This is a genomic window from Paraburkholderia dipogonis (assembly GCF_042680985.1).
Lineage (GTDB): Bacteria > Pseudomonadota > Gammaproteobacteria > Burkholderiales > Burkholderiaceae > Paraburkholderia > Paraburkholderia phytofirmans.
Genome location: NZ_JBHUFR010000016.1, coordinates 666,973 through 682,153 on the forward strand (window position 1 = coordinate 666,973; position 15,181 = coordinate 682,153).

Sequence of the window (15,181 nt, forward strand, 5' to 3'; positions counted from 1 at the left end):
CAGCACGGAACGGCCATGATGCGCGGGTTTTTTAAAGCAGCGGTTAAAAGCAGGGCGATACGCGTCGGGCGTGCGTACGAGGTGCGCGCGTGATGAAGCATCTCGGCCGCATCGCCGCGTTAGCCGGCTTGCTGGCGTCGCTCTGGCTCGTCTGGCATGACAACCCCGGCGCCGTGCTCGGCGCGCTGCGCGCGGCCGGCGCGGGACTGCTGCTCGCCGCGCTCGCGCACGTGCTGCCGATGCTCGCCAATGCCTGCGACTGGCGTTCGCTGATTCGCGGCGCGAACCGGCCCGGTCTCGTCAATATGCTGCACCTCGTGTGGGTGCGCGAATCGGTGAATAGCATGCTGCCGGTGGCGCGTATTGGCGGCGAAGTGGTCTCGTTTCGCATGCTCAAGCGTTGGGGCGTGCGGCCGTCCACGGCGGTGGGCAGCATCGTCGTCGACATGCAGCTTACGGTGATCAGCCAGTTGCTCTTCACCATGGTCGGCATCGGCTTTCTGTTCGCGCATGCGCATTCCGATACGCTGCGGCTCGCCGGACAACTGGCGTGGGGCGTGGTGGCGCTCACGCCGCTCCTGGTGCTGTTCGCGCTCGTGCAGCACGCGAGTCCGTTCGAGCGCATGACCCGCGCACTCAATCATCTGACGAGCGGCAAGCTCGCCGCATTGGTCGGGCAGTCGGCGCAGATCGATCAGGCCATCAAGCTGATCTGGCGGCGGCGTGGCGTGGTGCTGCGTTATCTGTTCTTCTGGCAACCGCTGCAGTGCTTTCTCACCTCGCTGGAAATCTGGCTGGCGCTGCACTTTCTCGGCGTGCAGGTCACGCTCGTGGAAGCGGTGGTGATCGAATCGCTGATCCAGGCGATCAGCAGTGCCGCGTTCTTCGTGCCGGGCGGTCTCGGCGTGCAGGAGGGCGGCTTCATTCTGATCGGCGGCGCGCTGGGCCTCGATCCTTCCACCTGTCTCGCGCTGGCCGGCGCACGCCGGATTCGCGATCTCGTGATGTTCGTGCCGGGTCTGATTGCGTGGCAGTTCGCGGAGTCGTCGAACCGGGCACCGGAGCGCGCGTTCGAGCGCGCGCCTTAGAGACGAACGGCGCGCGGCCGCCAAGGCGCCACGGTTCGCGACACATGGGCCGCGTTGACGCGAGAAAGCGCGTCCTCACGAACGAGACGCACCGCCGCGCCGCCGCTTGCGCATTCTCCTCAGCTCGCCTGCGCATAAGCCGGAAACGACACCTCGACCGCGAGCCCGCGCTCGCCGATGCCTTTACCCAGATGCAGGCTCGCGCCGAAGTGCTCCGCGATCCGCGCGACGATCGACAGACCCAGCCCGCTGCCGGTGGCCTGATTGCCGGTCGCGCGAAAGAAACGATTCGTCAGACGGTCGAGGTCGCCCGGCTCGACACCGGGGCCGTCGTCGCGCACGGTCACCTGCACGCGGTCCCGCGCGTGCTGCACCGCCACTTCGATGCTGCCGCCGGCGTGCCCGTACTTGATCGCGTTGTCGAGCAGATTGTCGAGCAGGATGCCAATCAGCACGGGCTCCGCGTCGATCTCGGCGCGCAGGTCGCCGAGCAGCGTCACGTGAATGTCTTTCTGCTGCGCGTTGCGCTCGTTGGCGAGCAGCGCGTCTTTGGCCACCGTTGCGGGCTTGAGCGGCGCGGTCGAGATTTTTTCATGCACGTCCAGACGCGCGAGCAGCAGCAATTGCTCCGCGAGCCGCGCGCTGCGATCGACGCCTTGCACCACGCGCTCCATTGCCAGCCGCTGGCGCGCCGTGTCCGTTTCCGCCAGCGCGACTTGCGCCTGCACCTTGATCGCGGCCAGCGGCGTTTTCAGTTCATGCGCGGCGTCGGCGGTAAACGCGCGTTCGCGCTCCAGCGAATGCAGCAGACGCGAGAGCAGCAGATTGATCGCATCGACGAGCGGGCGTACCTCGGTGGGCGCGCGGCCGATGTCGACCGGTTCCAGCCGGTTCACGTCGCGCGCACGAATGGCGCGCGAGAGCAGCCTGAGCGGCGCCAGACTCCAGCCGATGCTGAACCACACCAGCACCGCCAGCACCGGCAGCGCGACCAGCGTAGGGCGCGCGATGCGGCTCGCGACGCCGCTCACCAGGTCGCTGCGCGTATTGGCCGGTTCGAAGACGCGCACCGTGTGGCCGAGCGCGGTGCCGCGCAAGGTGAACGAGTGATACATCTGGCCGCCGAGCGTGATGTCCTGCGTGCCGCTCACCGCCGGCACCGGCAGATCCCAGGCCTTGAGTTCGCGCAATTGCGGACTGCCCGCCAGCACCGCGCCGTTCGGGCCGCGCACCTGGAACAGCGCATCGCGCGGCAGCGCGTCGTCGTCGTCGCTGTCGTTGGCGCCCGGCTCGCCGCCTTTTTCTTCCTCGCGCACGTCGATGCGCGCGTTGGCGAGCGTGGTCAGATTGGGCTGATCGAGCAGGGCGAGAATCTGGGCGAGTTCCGCGAGACGCGCCTCTTCCCATTCGGCGACTTCGCGGGTGGCCTGACGATAGCTCGACACCAGCGCAATGCCCCAGACCAGCGCGATGCTGGTGAGAACCAGCAGCACGAGACGCCGGCGAATGGAGGCGCCCATCATTCTTTCTCCACCACGTAGCCGATATTGCGCACTGTCTTGATCAGCTTGGCGCCGAGTTTCTTGCGCAGATTGGACACGTGCACTTCGATCGCGTTGCTCTCGATTTCTTCCTGCCAGCCATACAGGCTTTCTTCGAGCCGCGAGCGCGACTGGGGAATTCCCTGGTTGGTCAGCAACTGCAGCAGGATCGCCCATTCGCGCGAAGTGAGCGGCACGCGCGTCGTGCCTACTTCGACGGTTTGCGCGATCGGGTTGACCGTCAGGTCCTGATAGCGGATCTGCTCGACGCTGCGGCCCTGCGCGCGGCGCAACAGGGCCCGGCAGCGGGCGATCAGTTCGGTCAGATCGAAGGGCTTGCCGAGATAGTCGTCGGCGCCCGCTTCGAGGCCGCCGACACGGTCGACCACCGTGCCGCGCGCGGTCAGCACCAGCACCGGCACGTCCTTGCCCGAATCGCGCAGCCGTTTCAGCAGCTCCATCCCCGATACGCGGGGCAGGCCGAGATCGAGCAGCACCAGCGCGTAGGCGGTGGTGTCGAGCGCGAGACCCGCTTTGTGGCCGTCGCGCGCCCAGTCGACCGTGAAGCCCGCCTGACGCAGTCCGGCTTCGATGCCGCAGCCGATCAGATCGTCGTCTTCTACGAGGAGTACACGCATGAGTCCGTTATTTCCGTTCGATGTTTCATTGCACGGCAGCCGCGCTATTCAGGCAAGCGCGCAACTGTAATCCGAAGTTTAACCACGCTATTCATCACCCGCTTTATACGCTTTCTTCCTTAAGGTTTCCTTCAGCTTGGATCGCTACTATCGCCCCTCAACAGGTCACGAGACCCAGTCATGAAGCCAGCCACCGTCGACATGCTGCGCGCCCACCTGATGGTGGCCTCGCTCACCGCCATGGGCGCCGAGGTGCTCGCGTGCCTCGTGCTGCTGGTCCTGCCGGTTTCGCAGAGCGCCTTCAGCTCCATGCCGTTCCGGCTGCTCGCCGTTGCCGTGATTCTCGGCGGTGTGATCGTGACGCGCCAGTTCGCGCATGCCGCCTTCGAACTCGCGCTGCAGGGCCAATTTGCCACGGGAGCGAGCCGGCAATCGCGACCGGTCGCGATCGCCGTGGATTGTCCGCGGCGCTGGCTCGTGATTCTTCATCTGCGCCTGACCGGCAGGGCGTTCGTGCTGGCCGGGCACTGACGGAACCGGGCGATGGCGGCGCACGCAGTGACGGCATGTCAATGGGTCCTGCTGGCCGTCTGCTCGAGCGCGTCGCTGTACGCGCTGCTGGCGGCCGTCGCGATGCCGTTTTTTGGCGCGCGCCGCGGCACGGCAAGTCGCGCCGCTTATTTCACCTCGCACGTTTCGCAACCGCAGCAGCAGCCCCAACCGCATCGCTTCGCGCGGGTCGGCGTCAGCGTACTCAAGCCGCTGTGCGGCGCGGAGCCGCGTCTGTACGAGAATCTGCGGACCTTTTGCGAGCAGCGTCATGAGCATTTTCAACTCGTGCTCGGCGTGTCGTCACCGGACGATCCCGCGATTGCCGTGGTGCGCCGTCTGCAGGCCGCCTATCCCTTGCACGATATCGAACTCGCGATCGACACGCGCGTGCACGGCAGCAATCTCAAGGTCAGCAATCTGATCAACATGGCGGCGCGGGCCCGCCATGACGTGATCGTGATTGCGGATAGCGACATCGCCGTCGAAGCCGATTATCTCGACAGCGTGGCCGCGCCGCTCGCGGATCCGCGCGTGGGCGTGGTCACGTGTCTCTACGTGGCGCGCGGCATCGGCGGCTTCTGGCCGCGCGTGGGCGCGCTTTTTATCAACGAGTGGTTCGCGCCGTCGGTGCGGGTCGCGCACGCGGCCGGCTCGCGCCGCTTCGGCTTTGGTGCGACGCTTGCGTTGCGGCGCGCGACGCTCGAACGCATCGGCGGTTTCGAGGCGCTGAAAAACTGTCTCGCGGACGACTACTGGCTGGCCGAACACGTGCGCGCCCTCGGCCTGCAAACCGTGCTCTCGCGCGTGATGGTGGCCACCGACGTGATCGAGCCGACGTTTGCAGCTTTGTGGCAACGCGAGACCCGCTGGCTGCGTACGATCCGCTCGGTGAATGCGCCGGGTTTCGCGTTTCTCTTCATTACCTTTCCCACGCCCTGGCTCGTGGCCGGCGCGTGGCTCGGCGCCGGTCTCGCGGCCACTTCGTCGGATGCGGTGCACGCGTGGGCCGCGTTCACGAGTGCGACCGGAGCCGCCGCGGGTCTCGCCGCGCGTCTGTTGATGCATCTGCGCTCGGCGCGTCGTGAGCGCACCTTCTGGCGCGATCTGCCGCTGGTGCCGTTGCGTGATACGTTGCTGGCCTTGCAGTGGTGCGCCGCCGTGTTCGGCTCGCATGTGACGTGGCGCGGCGCGCGCGTGCCCGTCCAGGTTTCGCGGGCTTCGACATCGAAGGCCGCGCGCGACGGTGCGTTGAACGTGATGGATGTGATGGAGGCGTCGGATGGCGGCTAAGCCACGCGCATTGATCGTGACTGCCGACGATTTCGGTCTGCACGCGCGAGTCAATCTGGCAGTTGAGCGAGCGCATCGCGACGGCGTGCTGACTGCCGCGAGCCTGATGATCGGCGCACCCGCCGCGCGCGACGCGGTGGCGCGCGCCCGCGCGTTGCCGAGCTTGCGTGTCGGCCTGCATCTGGTGCTGGCCGACGGCGACGCGGTCTTGCCGCGCGCGGGCATTGCGGCCTTGCTCGACGAGCATGGCCGCTTCGGCGACAACATGGTGCGCGACGGCGTGCGGTTTTTCTTCTTGCCGCATGTGCGCAAGCAGCTTGCGCGGGAAATTCGCGCGCAGTTCGATGCCTTTGCGCAGACCGGTTTGACGCTCGATCATGTCAACACGCACAAGCATTTTCATTTGCATCCCACGGTGCTCGGGCTGATTCTGGAGATTGGCCGCGAGTATGGAATGAAGGCGATGCGCTTGCCATTCGAAGCGAATGCGCCGCTGTGGTTGCGGCCGTGGATCGCGCAGGTCAAGGCGCGCCTGGATCGCGCCGGCATCGCGCATAACGATTACGTGGTGGGGATCGCGCATAGCGGGCGGATGGACGAGGCGGCGTGGCTGGCGGCGCTCGCCGATCTGCCCCATGGAGTGGGCGAGATTTACTGCCATCCCGCGGTGGCGGGGGAGCGGGCGTTGAGCGACGGGATGAAAACGTACCGGCACGAAGATGAATTGCACGCGTTGTTGTCGCCGAAGGTTGCGATGGCGATTCGTGCGGCGGGGCTCCGGGTTGGCGGGTTTGGGGATGTGCTGAAGCTGTAGTTCTCCCGCCGCATGAACAGTGAACAGTGAACTGAGTCCGGAGCGCACCCGCGGCGAGCCGCAAGCGCACAGACCGGACAGGCCACGCGGGCCGTGAATCTCAACTAAATCGCTTCCTTCTTCATCAACAACTTCAACAGTACCGGCAGCAACAGCAACACCAGCGGCAACTGCACAATCAGGCCGGAAATAATCGCAATCGCCAGCGGCTGCTGCATCGCCGAACCTTGCCCCAGTGCAAAAGCCAGCGGCAACAGCGCCAGAATCGCGGCAATCGTCGTCATCGCGATCGGGCGCAGACGATTGCGCCCGGCGCTCAGGATCGCTTCCTCGAACGGCATCTCCTCGTCCCGCACGAGCCCCTGCAATTCCGACACATAAAAAATCGCCACCTCGGTCACGATGCCGATGATCATCGTCATCCCCATCATGGCGGAAATGTTCAGCTCGATGCCGGTGATCCATAAGCCGATGAACACCGCGCCCGCCGCGAGCAACGGCATCGCCATGACGGCCAGCGCGACGCGAAAGCGCTCGTAGAGAAACAGCAGCAAGCCGAACACCAGCGCAATCGCCGCGCCGAACACGCTCAGCAGCCCCTTGAACGCAATCTGCTGCTGCTGATACAGGCCGCCCAATTCGTAGTACACGCCACTGGGCAACAGGCTCTTGTCGCTGAGCGTCTTCTGCACGTCAGCGATCGTCGAGCCCAGATCGCGGCCGTCGATGCGCGCGGTCACCGCCACCATCCGTTTGAGATTGTCGCGGCTGATCTCCGGCTGGCCGGTCACCGTCACCTGATCTGCGACGCGATCGAGCGCGAACAGATGGCCGTCGGGCGCGCGAATCTGCAACTGTCCCAGTTGCGTATCCGTGAGCTTCATCGCGCCAGCTACACGCACGCGCACGCCGACCGTTTTCGGCCCGCTCTGGAATTGCGTGGCCACATTGCCTTCCACCATATCGGATACGGCCTGCGCGATCGCCTGCGGGTCCATGCCTTCGGCCGCCGCCGCTTCCGGGCGGATGTGCAATTCGAGGGCGTCGCCGGCCGGATTGATGCCGTCGTTCACATCCACCACGCCCTGAATCTTGCCGATTTGCGCCGCCACCTTGCGCGCGGTCGTCGCGAGCGTGTTCGGGTCGTCGGAATAGATCTTGATCTGGACTGGTTGCGGCACCGCCGTGAGATCGCCGATCAGATCCTCCATCAACTGCGCGAGTTCGATGCTCACGCCGGGCACCTGAGTCTCGACCTTCGAGCGAATTTCTTCCATCACGGTGTCGATCGGCTCGCGCTTGCCTGACTTCAGCCGCACGAAGAAGTCGCCCTTGTTGGGCTCGTTCAGGTCGCCGCCGAGACCGGCGCCGGTGCGCCGCGAATAGGTCGCGACATTCGGATTCGCGCGGACGATGCCTTCGATCTGCTTCATCAACCGATCGGTCTCGGTCACCGACGTGCCCGGTTCGGTGTGGTAATCGAGCACGAATCCGCCTTCGTCCATGCTCGGCATGAAACCGCTGCCCACGCGCGTGAACGCGAACGCGGCCACCACGATCAGCGGCAGCAGGCCCACAAGCACGAGCACAGGCCGCGCGGCGACGCGCTCGACCAGAAACGCGTAGCGCCGGTTCATCCACGCGGCGAAGCGGGTTTCCTGATGTTCCTCGGCGTCTTTCGGTTTCAGCCAGCGGTCGCACAGAATCGGCACCGCGAGCCACGTGACGAGAAACGAAATGAACAGCGCGCTCGCCATGGTGACGGAGAGCGCCTTGAAGAACGCGCCCGTTACACCGGATAGAAATGCCAACGGCACGAAAATGATCAGCGTCGCCGCCGACGACCCCGCCAGCGGCCGCGTGAATTCGAGCGCCGCCGCCATCACGCGGCCATGAAAAGCGCGCGCGCCGCCTTCGCGCATGCGCCGCACGATGTGTTCGATCATCACGATCGCGTCGTCGATCACGAGACCGACGGCGGCGGCCATGCCGCCGAGCGTCATGATGTTAAAGCCCATGCCGAACACGTCGAGCAGCAGAATCGTCGCGGCCATCACCACGGGCACCAGCGCAACGGCGATCGCGGTGATCTTCCAGTTGCGCAGAAAGGCGAACAGCGTCAGCGCCGCCAGCACCACGCCGATCATGATCGCGTCGCGTACGCTGGTGGCCGAGGCGATCACCAGTTCGCTCTGGTCGTACCAGTTCGAAAGATGCACGCCGGCCGGCATCTGGTGCTGGAAGTCCGCGAGCTTCGCGCGGATCGCTTTGGTCATCGCCACGCTGTTCGCGCCCGGCTGCTGATACACGTTGATGAGCACGGCGTCCTGGCCGTCGGCGGTGACGCGCATCCATTGCGGCACCACGCCCTGGCGTACGGTCGCGATGTCGCCGAGGCGAATTTGTGCCGCGCCGCTGGCCGACACCACGACGTTGCGCAGTTCGTCGAGCCGAGTAATGGTGGTGTTGGCGATCACGAGGTAGAGCTTGTAGTGATCCTCGATGCGGCCGTTCGCCATCAGCACATTGCTCGCGCCGATCGCTTTCGACACGTCGGCGAGCGAGAGCTTGTACGCGGCCAGCCGCGCGGGATCGATCGCGACTTCGAACTCGTCCTGCGCGCCGCCCGTCACGTCCACACGCGCCACGCCTTCCACCGAAGACAGCAACGGCCGCATCTGGAACTGCGCGAGATCGTGCAGCGCGGAGAGCGATTGCTGCTGCGAAGTCAGGCTGTACGCCAGCACCGGAAACACGGTCGGGTCCATACGCCGCACTTGCATCGAGGTGCCTTGCGGCAGCGTCGCGAGAATCTCGCTGATGGCCGACTGCGCCTGCAAGGTGGCTTGCGCCATGTCGGTGCCCCAGTCGAAGTTGATCGAGATTTCCGCCGCGCCGCGGCTCGTCGTCGATTCGACGTCGCGCACGTTCGGCACGCGCCGCAGCGCTTCTTCGACCGGCATCGTGACAAGCGTGGCCATCTGTTCGGCGGGGCGGTCGCCCGCGTCGAGCGAAACGACCGCGCGCGGAAACGCGACGTTCGGGAACAGCGAGATCGGCAGGCGGAACGCGGTCAGTGCGCCCGCTATCGCCAGCAGCGCGATCACGAACAGCAGCGAGCGGCGGTGCTTCTGCATCCATTGACCGAAATTCATCGCGGCGCGCCTCCGCTGGTGCGCACCGCCATGCCGTCCTTCAACTCATAGTTGCCGCTGACCACGAGGCCTTGCGCCGCATCGAGCGCGCCATCCACGCCGTAGCGCTCGCCGTTCTCGACCTGCATGGTCACCGCCACGCGGCGCGCCTTGTTCTGCGGCGCGATCTGGAACACGTAGGCGCCTTTGTCGTCTTTCAGCACGGCGGCGCGCGGCACGATCCAGTGCGTGCCGTTGCGGGTCGCGATGTCGGCGCTCACGCGCGTGCCGGGAATGAAGGCCGTCTGACCAAGCGGCACGTTCGCACCGACGTCCACAAGTTGGCTCTGCTGATCGACCGAGGCGCCCACCAATGCCACGTGGCCGTTCGCCGAAGTCTTTGCGAGCGACGTGGACAGGCCGTGCAACGTGACGATGTCGCCGGCGTGGATCGCGGCGGCATCAGCGGGCTCGACGCCGAGCATCACGTTGGCGCGCGCGTCCTTGCCGCTGCCGCCGGCGAGTTGCAGGATCGCCGTGCCGGGTTGGACTTGGTCGCCCTGAGCGGCCGAAACTTGCAGCACGACGCCGTCGTTCGGCGCGGTGATGAGCTTGTTGCCGTTCGCCACGCCGGTCTGGTTCTGTGCGGCGAGCGCCTGCTGCGCGTCGTCGGCGGCCTTGCGGGCGGCGGCGAGTTGCGATTGGGTGGCGAGCCCCTTGTCATACAGCGATTGCGTGCGCGCCAGCTCGCCTTGGGCGAGCGTCACGGCGCTTTTCGCCTGGGTGGCCGCGAGCACGGCAGCGGGGTCGGCCTGCACGGTGAAAAGCGGCGCGCCACGCGTCACGGTTTGCCCCGGCTGCACGCGCATCTGCACGATACGCGCGGTGTACGGCAGATTGACGGTGGTGAGGTTCGACGCGGACGCGGCGACGATGCCATAGGCCCGCACCGGCTGCGCGATCTCGGCGCGCTGTACGCGCACGGTTTGCACGGCGACCACGGGTTGATCGGCGGCGTCGGCGGCGGGCGTTGCGGCGCTGGCCGTATGAGCACCGGCGCATAGCAGCGCGGCGCAGGCGATAGCAATCGCACCAGCGCCAAGGCGCGGCCGCAGCGCTGAAATCAGGCTATTTGGCATGAGTGTCGGTGAAGGTGAGAGCGGTGGAGTAAGCGTCGGGAATCGCGCTGCCGAGCAGCGCCTGCAAGCCCACGCGTTGTTCGGCGAGCGACTCGCGCAAGGTCGCGGCGTCGATCTGTTTGGTGAGCGCGCCGCTCTGCGCGTCGGTGTAAGCGCCGAGCGCGAGGTTGTGTTCCGCGTAGGCCGCAGCGGCGTGCTGGGCGGCAACGTCCGCCTCGGGTAAGGCGGCTTCGGTCTGCTGCAACTGCCGCGTAAGGATTGCGTTGTCCGTGCGCAGATGCGCGACGTCGGCATAGGCGCCGTTCAGGCGCGTTTGATATTCGTCGCGCAAACGCTGGCGGGTCGCCTGCTCGATCGCGACGTTGCCCTGGTTGCGGTTGAAGATCGGCAGGCTGAGGTTGATCTGGAAACCGCTCGTATAAATGTTCGACGTATCGCGTGCCCGCACGAAGCCCACCGACAGACTCGGGAACTGGCTGAGAATCGCGGCGCGATATTTCTGCTCCTGCGCCTCGTAGCCCGCTTGCAGCGCGATCAGATCCGGGCGGCGTCGAGGCAGGCCGGCGAGTGCGGCATCGAGGGTCGTGTCGGAGAGCGGTGCGACGTTTTCGCCTGCGGTGAGTTGCAGTTGCACCTCGGGCGAGACGCCGAGCAGCGCGTTCAGATCGTGGTGCGTTTGCTCGGCTGCGCGTTCGGCATCGGTGTACTGCTTGCGGGCGTCGCTATAGGCGGTGAGGGCGGCGGCGAGCGTATCGTCGGTGAGATTGCCGTCGCGGCGCGCTTCGGCCATGCGTTCGTAGCGCGTGCGCGCCAGATCGCGCTGGCGCTGCAAAAGCGGCAGCGTGTCCTGCTGAAAGCGCGTCTTGATGAACAATTGCCGCGCTTGCGCGACGATCTGCCATTCCTGCCACAGCAGGCCGAGATCGGTCTTCGCCACGGTGGCGTCGGCGGATTGTTGGTTGGCGCTCCGCAGCACGATCGCCATCACGTCCATGCTCAAGCCGTAGCTGAACGCGCGCGTGGTGCCGATCTGGCCGGGGTAATCGCTTGCTATGCTCAGTTGCGGGTCCGGCAGCAGACCCGCCGAATACGCCTGAGCGCGGGCGATGCCGAGGTCGTCGCGAGCCAGCTTGAGGTCGGGATTGTTGGCGACCGCGAGCATCGCGACCTCGTCGATATCGAGCCCGTCGGACGGGTCGAAGCGATGCGCGGCTAGTTCCGGCAGCGGCATGGTCGACGAATCGATGCGGATGCGTTCGAGCGAACGGGCGGAGGTGGACGTATCCTCCGGCGCGAGCGGCTCGCGGTGGTACCACGTGCAGCCGCCCATCAGCAGCGCGCAAAGCGGCACGAGAGCGCGCAGCTGTGCGTGAGGTCGCGGCGCGGGTTTGATCGCTGGCCTTGCGGCTGAAGCAAACATGGACGCGACCGCTGATATAACCGCTCGCGCGGCCTTGATAACGGGCAAAATCCGGCTCCTGAATGAAGAGTTAGGCATCCGCAAAGGGATGCCGAAATACAGGAGGCGATTCTGCTGATGGACTGCTTAAGACATGCTTAACGCCAATTTAAGCGTCCCCTCAGCGTCCCTTCAGCAAAACCTAAGCAAGCCATAAGGAAGCGTTAAGCTACCGGGCGGGACAATGCCGGAGCCAACAAGGGAGAGGAGAGACCATGCGTCTGCTACTGGTCGAAGACGACGACATGATTGCGGAAACGGTATTGGGCGCGATGCGCCGCTCCGGCTACGCGATCGACTGGGCCGAAGACGGCCGCGCGGCGGAGCTGTCGCTGGGCAACGGCGTGTACGACCTCGTGCTGCTCGATCTTGGCTTGCCGAAGAAGGACGGCATCGACGTCCTCAACGCCTATCGCAAGAACGGCGGCGCCGCGCCGGTCATCATCCTGACGGCTCGCGACGCCGTCGACGAACGCATTCGCGGCCTCGACGCCGGCGCCGACGACTATCTGATCAAGCCGTTCGACCTCGACGAACTGGCCGCGCGCGTGCGTGCGCTGCTCAGACGCCGCACCGGCCAGAAGCAGCCGGTCTACGCGCACGGCGAGCTCACGCTCGACCCCGCCGCGCACGAGGTCACCAAGTCCGGCGAAGCGCTGCCGCTCGTGCCGCGCGAATTCGCGCTGCTGCAGGCGCTGATCGAAGAGCCCACGCGCGTGTTCACCAAGGCCGAGCTCGAAGAGAAGCTGTACGGCTGGGGCGAGGAAGTGGGCAGCAATACCATCGAAGTGCACGTGCACAGTTTGCGGCGCAAGATCGGCGGGGACCAGGTGGTGACCGTGCGCGGCGTGGGTTACCGTCTGAAGAGGTGCTGATGACGTCGATTCGCCGCTGGCTGCTGGGCTGGCTGATCTTCGGTCTGGCGGCTGCCTCGGGCGTGGCCGGCTACGGCATCTTCCACACCGCGCGTGAGGAAGCGAGCGAACTGTTCGACTTCGAACTGCGCACGATCGCACTGTCGCTGCCGTCCAATCTCGCCGGCGCGGGCGACGGCGAACATCGCGACCCCGACCTCGGCGGTCTGGCCGACGACCGGGTCGTCATCGAAATCTGGGACGGCGCCGGCAAGCTGATCTATCACTCGCTGCAGGCGCCGGTGTTCGAGCGCCAGCCCGCGGGCTACAACACGGTGGAGCGCGGCGAGTATCACTGGCGCACCTTCGCCGTGCAGCAGGGGGAACGCTATATTCAGGTGGCGCAACCCATTTCCGTACGCGAAGACCTCGCGATGCAACTCGCGCTGCACACGCTCTGGCCGCTCGGCGTGCTGGTGCCGGTGACAATCGTGCTGGTCCTGCTGGTGGTGGCGCGCGGGCTGGCGCCGATCGGCGGGCTCTCCCGCGCGCTGTCCACCCGTACGATGGATTCGCTGGAACCGTTGCGCCTGGACGGCAGTGTGCCGGTCGAGATCAAGCCGCTGGTCGAAGCGCTCAACGATCTGCTGCAGCGCTTGCACACGGCGTCGCAGGCGCAACGCACGTTCATCGCCGATGCCGCGCACGAATTGCGCTCGCCGCTCGCCGCATTGAAGCTGCAATTGCAGGCCGCTTCGCGCGACGGTTCGTTAAAGGGCGAAGGGCAAACGCTCGAACGCGTCGAAGGGCGCGTCAACCGCATCATTCATCTGGTGCAGCAACTGCTGACGCTGGCGCGCGAAGACGCGCATCCGGTCACGTCGATGGTGCCGGTCAGCCTGCGCCGGATCGGCGAGCAGGCGGTGGGCGATTTTTCGCTGCTGGCGGAAACGAAAGAGATCGACATCGGCCTGGAGTGCGAGGGCGCGCGCACGGAGGGCGATGCTTATACCGTGCTGGCCGAACCGCATGGCATGAGCGTGCTGCTGGGCAATCTGATTAACAACGCGATCCGGCATACGCCGCGCGGCGGCCGTGTCGATGTGATCCTCAGGCGTGACGGTACGCGCGTCGGCTTCGAAGTCGCCGATACCGGCTCGGGCATTCCGCAGGCCGAACTCGAACGGGTCTTCGACCGTTTCTATCGCGGCGAAGAGGCGCAAGGCGAGGGCAGCGGTCTCGGGCTCGCGATCGTATCGCGCATTGCCGAGCGGCATCAGCTGGATCTGTCGCTGCGCAACAACGAAGGACAGCCCGGCTTGCGGGTGTCCGTGTCCGGTCTGAAGGCGCACGACGCCGGCGCGCCGGTGGCCCTCAAAACCTGACGGTGTTCAATTCGCGCCGCCACGTTCAAGCGCTGCGTTCGTTGCTGGACGAAAGCGCTGCACGTGCATCGTTCGGCTCATCACCGGACGGCACGCCCAGCGTTGCGTCGAGTTCAGACGCGCTCGATACCTTGCGCAACTCGTCGGCGATGATCGACACGAGCGCATCCGCCGCGGCGCTCAACGGGCGTCGCGGATGGCTCACACACACGATATGCCGCACGATGCGCGGCGCGAGAATCGGATAGGCGCGCAGGCTGCCCCGGCGCACCGCGCGCTGCACGGCGATACGCGGCAGAATGGTCGCGAAACGGGTGGTTTCCACCAGCTTTACGATCGTGCTCAACACGTCGATCTCGAAGCGCGGCGCGAGCAGCACGTCTTCATGCTGGGCCGCCGTATCGAGCACACCACGCAAGCCGTGACGCTTGGTCGGCAGCACCAGTTCCAGTTCCGGCAGTTGCGCGAGGTCAACGGCGTGCGGCAACTCGGGGCCGTACTCCGCGCCCGTCACTAGCACCATTTCCTCGTCGAGCAAGGGCTGCGCGTCGAGTGAGAGACGCGCGCGCGGTTTGTTGATCAGCGCCGCGTCGAGCTGGCCGCCCGCCACCCAGTCGATGAAGGTCGCGCTATAGCCGTCCGCCACGGTCACTTCGACATGGGGATAACGCGCGTGAAAACGCGACAGCGCATCGGCCAGCACGCTTTCCGTCACCGATGCGATCAGTCCGATCGACACATGGCCGGTCACCACCTCGTCGCGCTGCACGAGTTGCTGACGGGCGTGCGCAAGATCGCGCATGATCGGCAGAAAGAGCCGGTACATCAGCCGGCCCGCGGCTGTCGGCGCCATGCCGTGCGCGTTGCGCTCGAAGAGCTGCTGGTGCAGTTCGTCCTCGAGTTTGGCGATCTGCATGCTGAGCGCGGGCTGCACGATGTTCAGGCGTTTCGCCGCCCGCGTGACCGAACCGTCCTCGAAGAGCGCGATGAAATACTGGATTTGCCTGAGGTCCATGTTGGTATGAATAAAACATCAGCAAACGTAATGAGAGTGGCGCGCCGTATCAGGTAAAGCCAGGAACCGCGTTCCACGAATGCTCTGCAGCCTGCCTCCGGTTCCGCAGAGTGCGCCGCAAGCCGCGCGGTGTCTATTGATATCCTGCCTACAATTGGCTGTCATTGGTGCTAACACGCATATCATCAGGAATGATTCGACGCATCAATAATCAGTATTAGAAGTTATACGCCGATCTCGTTACGCTTCCATCATCAACTGGCTGTCCGCTT

At 65.7% G+C, this 15,181-nt stretch carries 12 protein-coding genes; 6 read left to right on the top strand and 6 right to left on the bottom strand.

From position 1 onward, the window contains the following. Positions 1-92: 92 nt before the first annotated feature. A complete protein-coding gene (locus tag ACFSNN_RS23165; protein ID WP_134458808.1) occupies positions 93-1,088 on the top strand; it encodes a lysylphosphatidylglycerol synthase domain-containing protein in 996 nt (331 codons plus the stop codon). Positions 1,089-1,207: 119 nt separating this feature from the next. Here the strand turns inward: ACFSNN_RS23165 and ACFSNN_RS23170 are convergent, their stop codons facing one another. Together ACFSNN_RS23170 and ACFSNN_RS23175 are read right to left on the bottom strand one after the other, a co-directional pair. Continuing rightward, positions 1,208-2,611, bottom strand: a complete 1,404-nt coding sequence (locus ACFSNN_RS23170) for an ATP-binding protein (protein WP_134455905.1) — start codon at positions 2,609-2,611, stop codon at positions 1,208-1,210. Further along, positions 2,608-3,267, bottom strand: coding sequence for a response regulator (locus ACFSNN_RS23175; protein WP_134455906.1), 660 nt, complete (start codon positions 3,265-3,267; stop codon positions 2,608-2,610). Before ACFSNN_RS23175 ends, ACFSNN_RS23170 begins: the two co-directional genes overlap by 4 nt. 180 nt (positions 3,268-3,447) lie before the next feature. Here ACFSNN_RS23175 and ACFSNN_RS23180 point away from each other — a divergent pair, with 180 nt between their 5' ends. The 3 genes from ACFSNN_RS23180 to hpnK are packed head-to-tail and all read left to right on the top strand — an operon-like array spanning position 3,448 to position 5,923. Next, complete coding sequence (locus tag ACFSNN_RS23180) at positions 3,448-3,798, top strand: hypothetical protein (protein WP_134455907.1); 351 nt, start codon at positions 3,448-3,450, stop codon at positions 3,796-3,798. 12 nt (positions 3,799-3,810) lie between these two features. Then, entirely contained in the window at positions 3,811-5,109 is a 1,299-nt protein-coding gene (gene hpnI, locus ACFSNN_RS23185; RefSeq protein ID WP_134455908.1) for a bacteriohopanetetrol glucosamine biosynthesis glycosyltransferase HpnI, read from the top strand. Next, entirely contained in the window at positions 5,099-5,923 is an 825-nt protein-coding gene (gene hpnK / locus ACFSNN_RS23190; RefSeq protein WP_134455909.1) for a hopanoid biosynthesis-associated protein HpnK, read from the top strand. Before hpnI ends, hpnK begins: the two co-directional genes overlap by 11 nt. A 104-nt stretch (positions 5,924-6,027) precedes the next feature. Here hpnK and ACFSNN_RS23195 read toward each other — a convergent pair whose 3' ends face one another. Genes ACFSNN_RS23195 through ACFSNN_RS23205 form a run of 3 tightly spaced genes read right to left on the bottom strand, consistent with a single transcriptional unit; the run spans position 6,028 to position 11,616 of the window. Continuing rightward, on the bottom strand, positions 6,028-9,078 hold the full coding sequence (locus tag ACFSNN_RS23195) for an efflux RND transporter permease subunit (RefSeq protein ID WP_134455910.1): 3,051 nt from the start codon (positions 9,076-9,078) through the stop codon (positions 6,028-6,030). Next, positions 9,075-10,196 carry an efflux RND transporter periplasmic adaptor subunit gene (locus tag ACFSNN_RS23200; RefSeq protein ID WP_134455911.1) on the bottom strand — a complete coding sequence of 374 codons (1,122 nt, stop codon included), beginning with the start codon at positions 10,194-10,196 and terminating at the stop codon, positions 9,075-9,077. The genes ACFSNN_RS23195 and ACFSNN_RS23200 overlap by 4 nt, the downstream gene beginning before the upstream one ends. Further along, positions 10,186-11,616, bottom strand: coding sequence for a TolC family protein (locus ACFSNN_RS23205; RefSeq protein WP_134455912.1), 1,431 nt, complete (start codon positions 11,614-11,616; stop codon positions 10,186-10,188). The genes ACFSNN_RS23200 and ACFSNN_RS23205 overlap by 11 nt, the downstream gene beginning before the upstream one ends. 254 nt (positions 11,617-11,870) lie before the next feature. On the opposite strand from ACFSNN_RS23205, the gene ACFSNN_RS23210 reads away from it, so the two are divergent. Together ACFSNN_RS23210 and ACFSNN_RS23215 are read left to right on the top strand one after the other, a co-directional pair. Continuing rightward, positions 11,871-12,530 (top strand): response regulator, encoded by a 660-nt coding sequence (locus ACFSNN_RS23210; RefSeq protein WP_134455913.1) that lies wholly within the window; start codon positions 11,871-11,873, stop codon positions 12,528-12,530. Beyond that, on the top strand, positions 12,530-13,894 hold the full coding sequence (locus ACFSNN_RS23215) for a sensor histidine kinase (RefSeq protein WP_134455914.1): 1,365 nt from the start codon (positions 12,530-12,532) through the stop codon (positions 13,892-13,894). Before ACFSNN_RS23210 ends, ACFSNN_RS23215 begins: the two co-directional genes overlap by 1 nt. Before the next feature lie 25 nt (positions 13,895-13,919). Here the strand turns inward: ACFSNN_RS23215 and ACFSNN_RS23220 are convergent, their stop codons facing one another. Then, positions 13,920-14,909 (bottom strand): LysR family transcriptional regulator, encoded by a 990-nt coding sequence (locus ACFSNN_RS23220; RefSeq protein ID WP_134455915.1) that lies wholly within the window; start codon positions 14,907-14,909, stop codon positions 13,920-13,922. Positions 14,910-15,181: the final 272 nt, after the last annotated feature.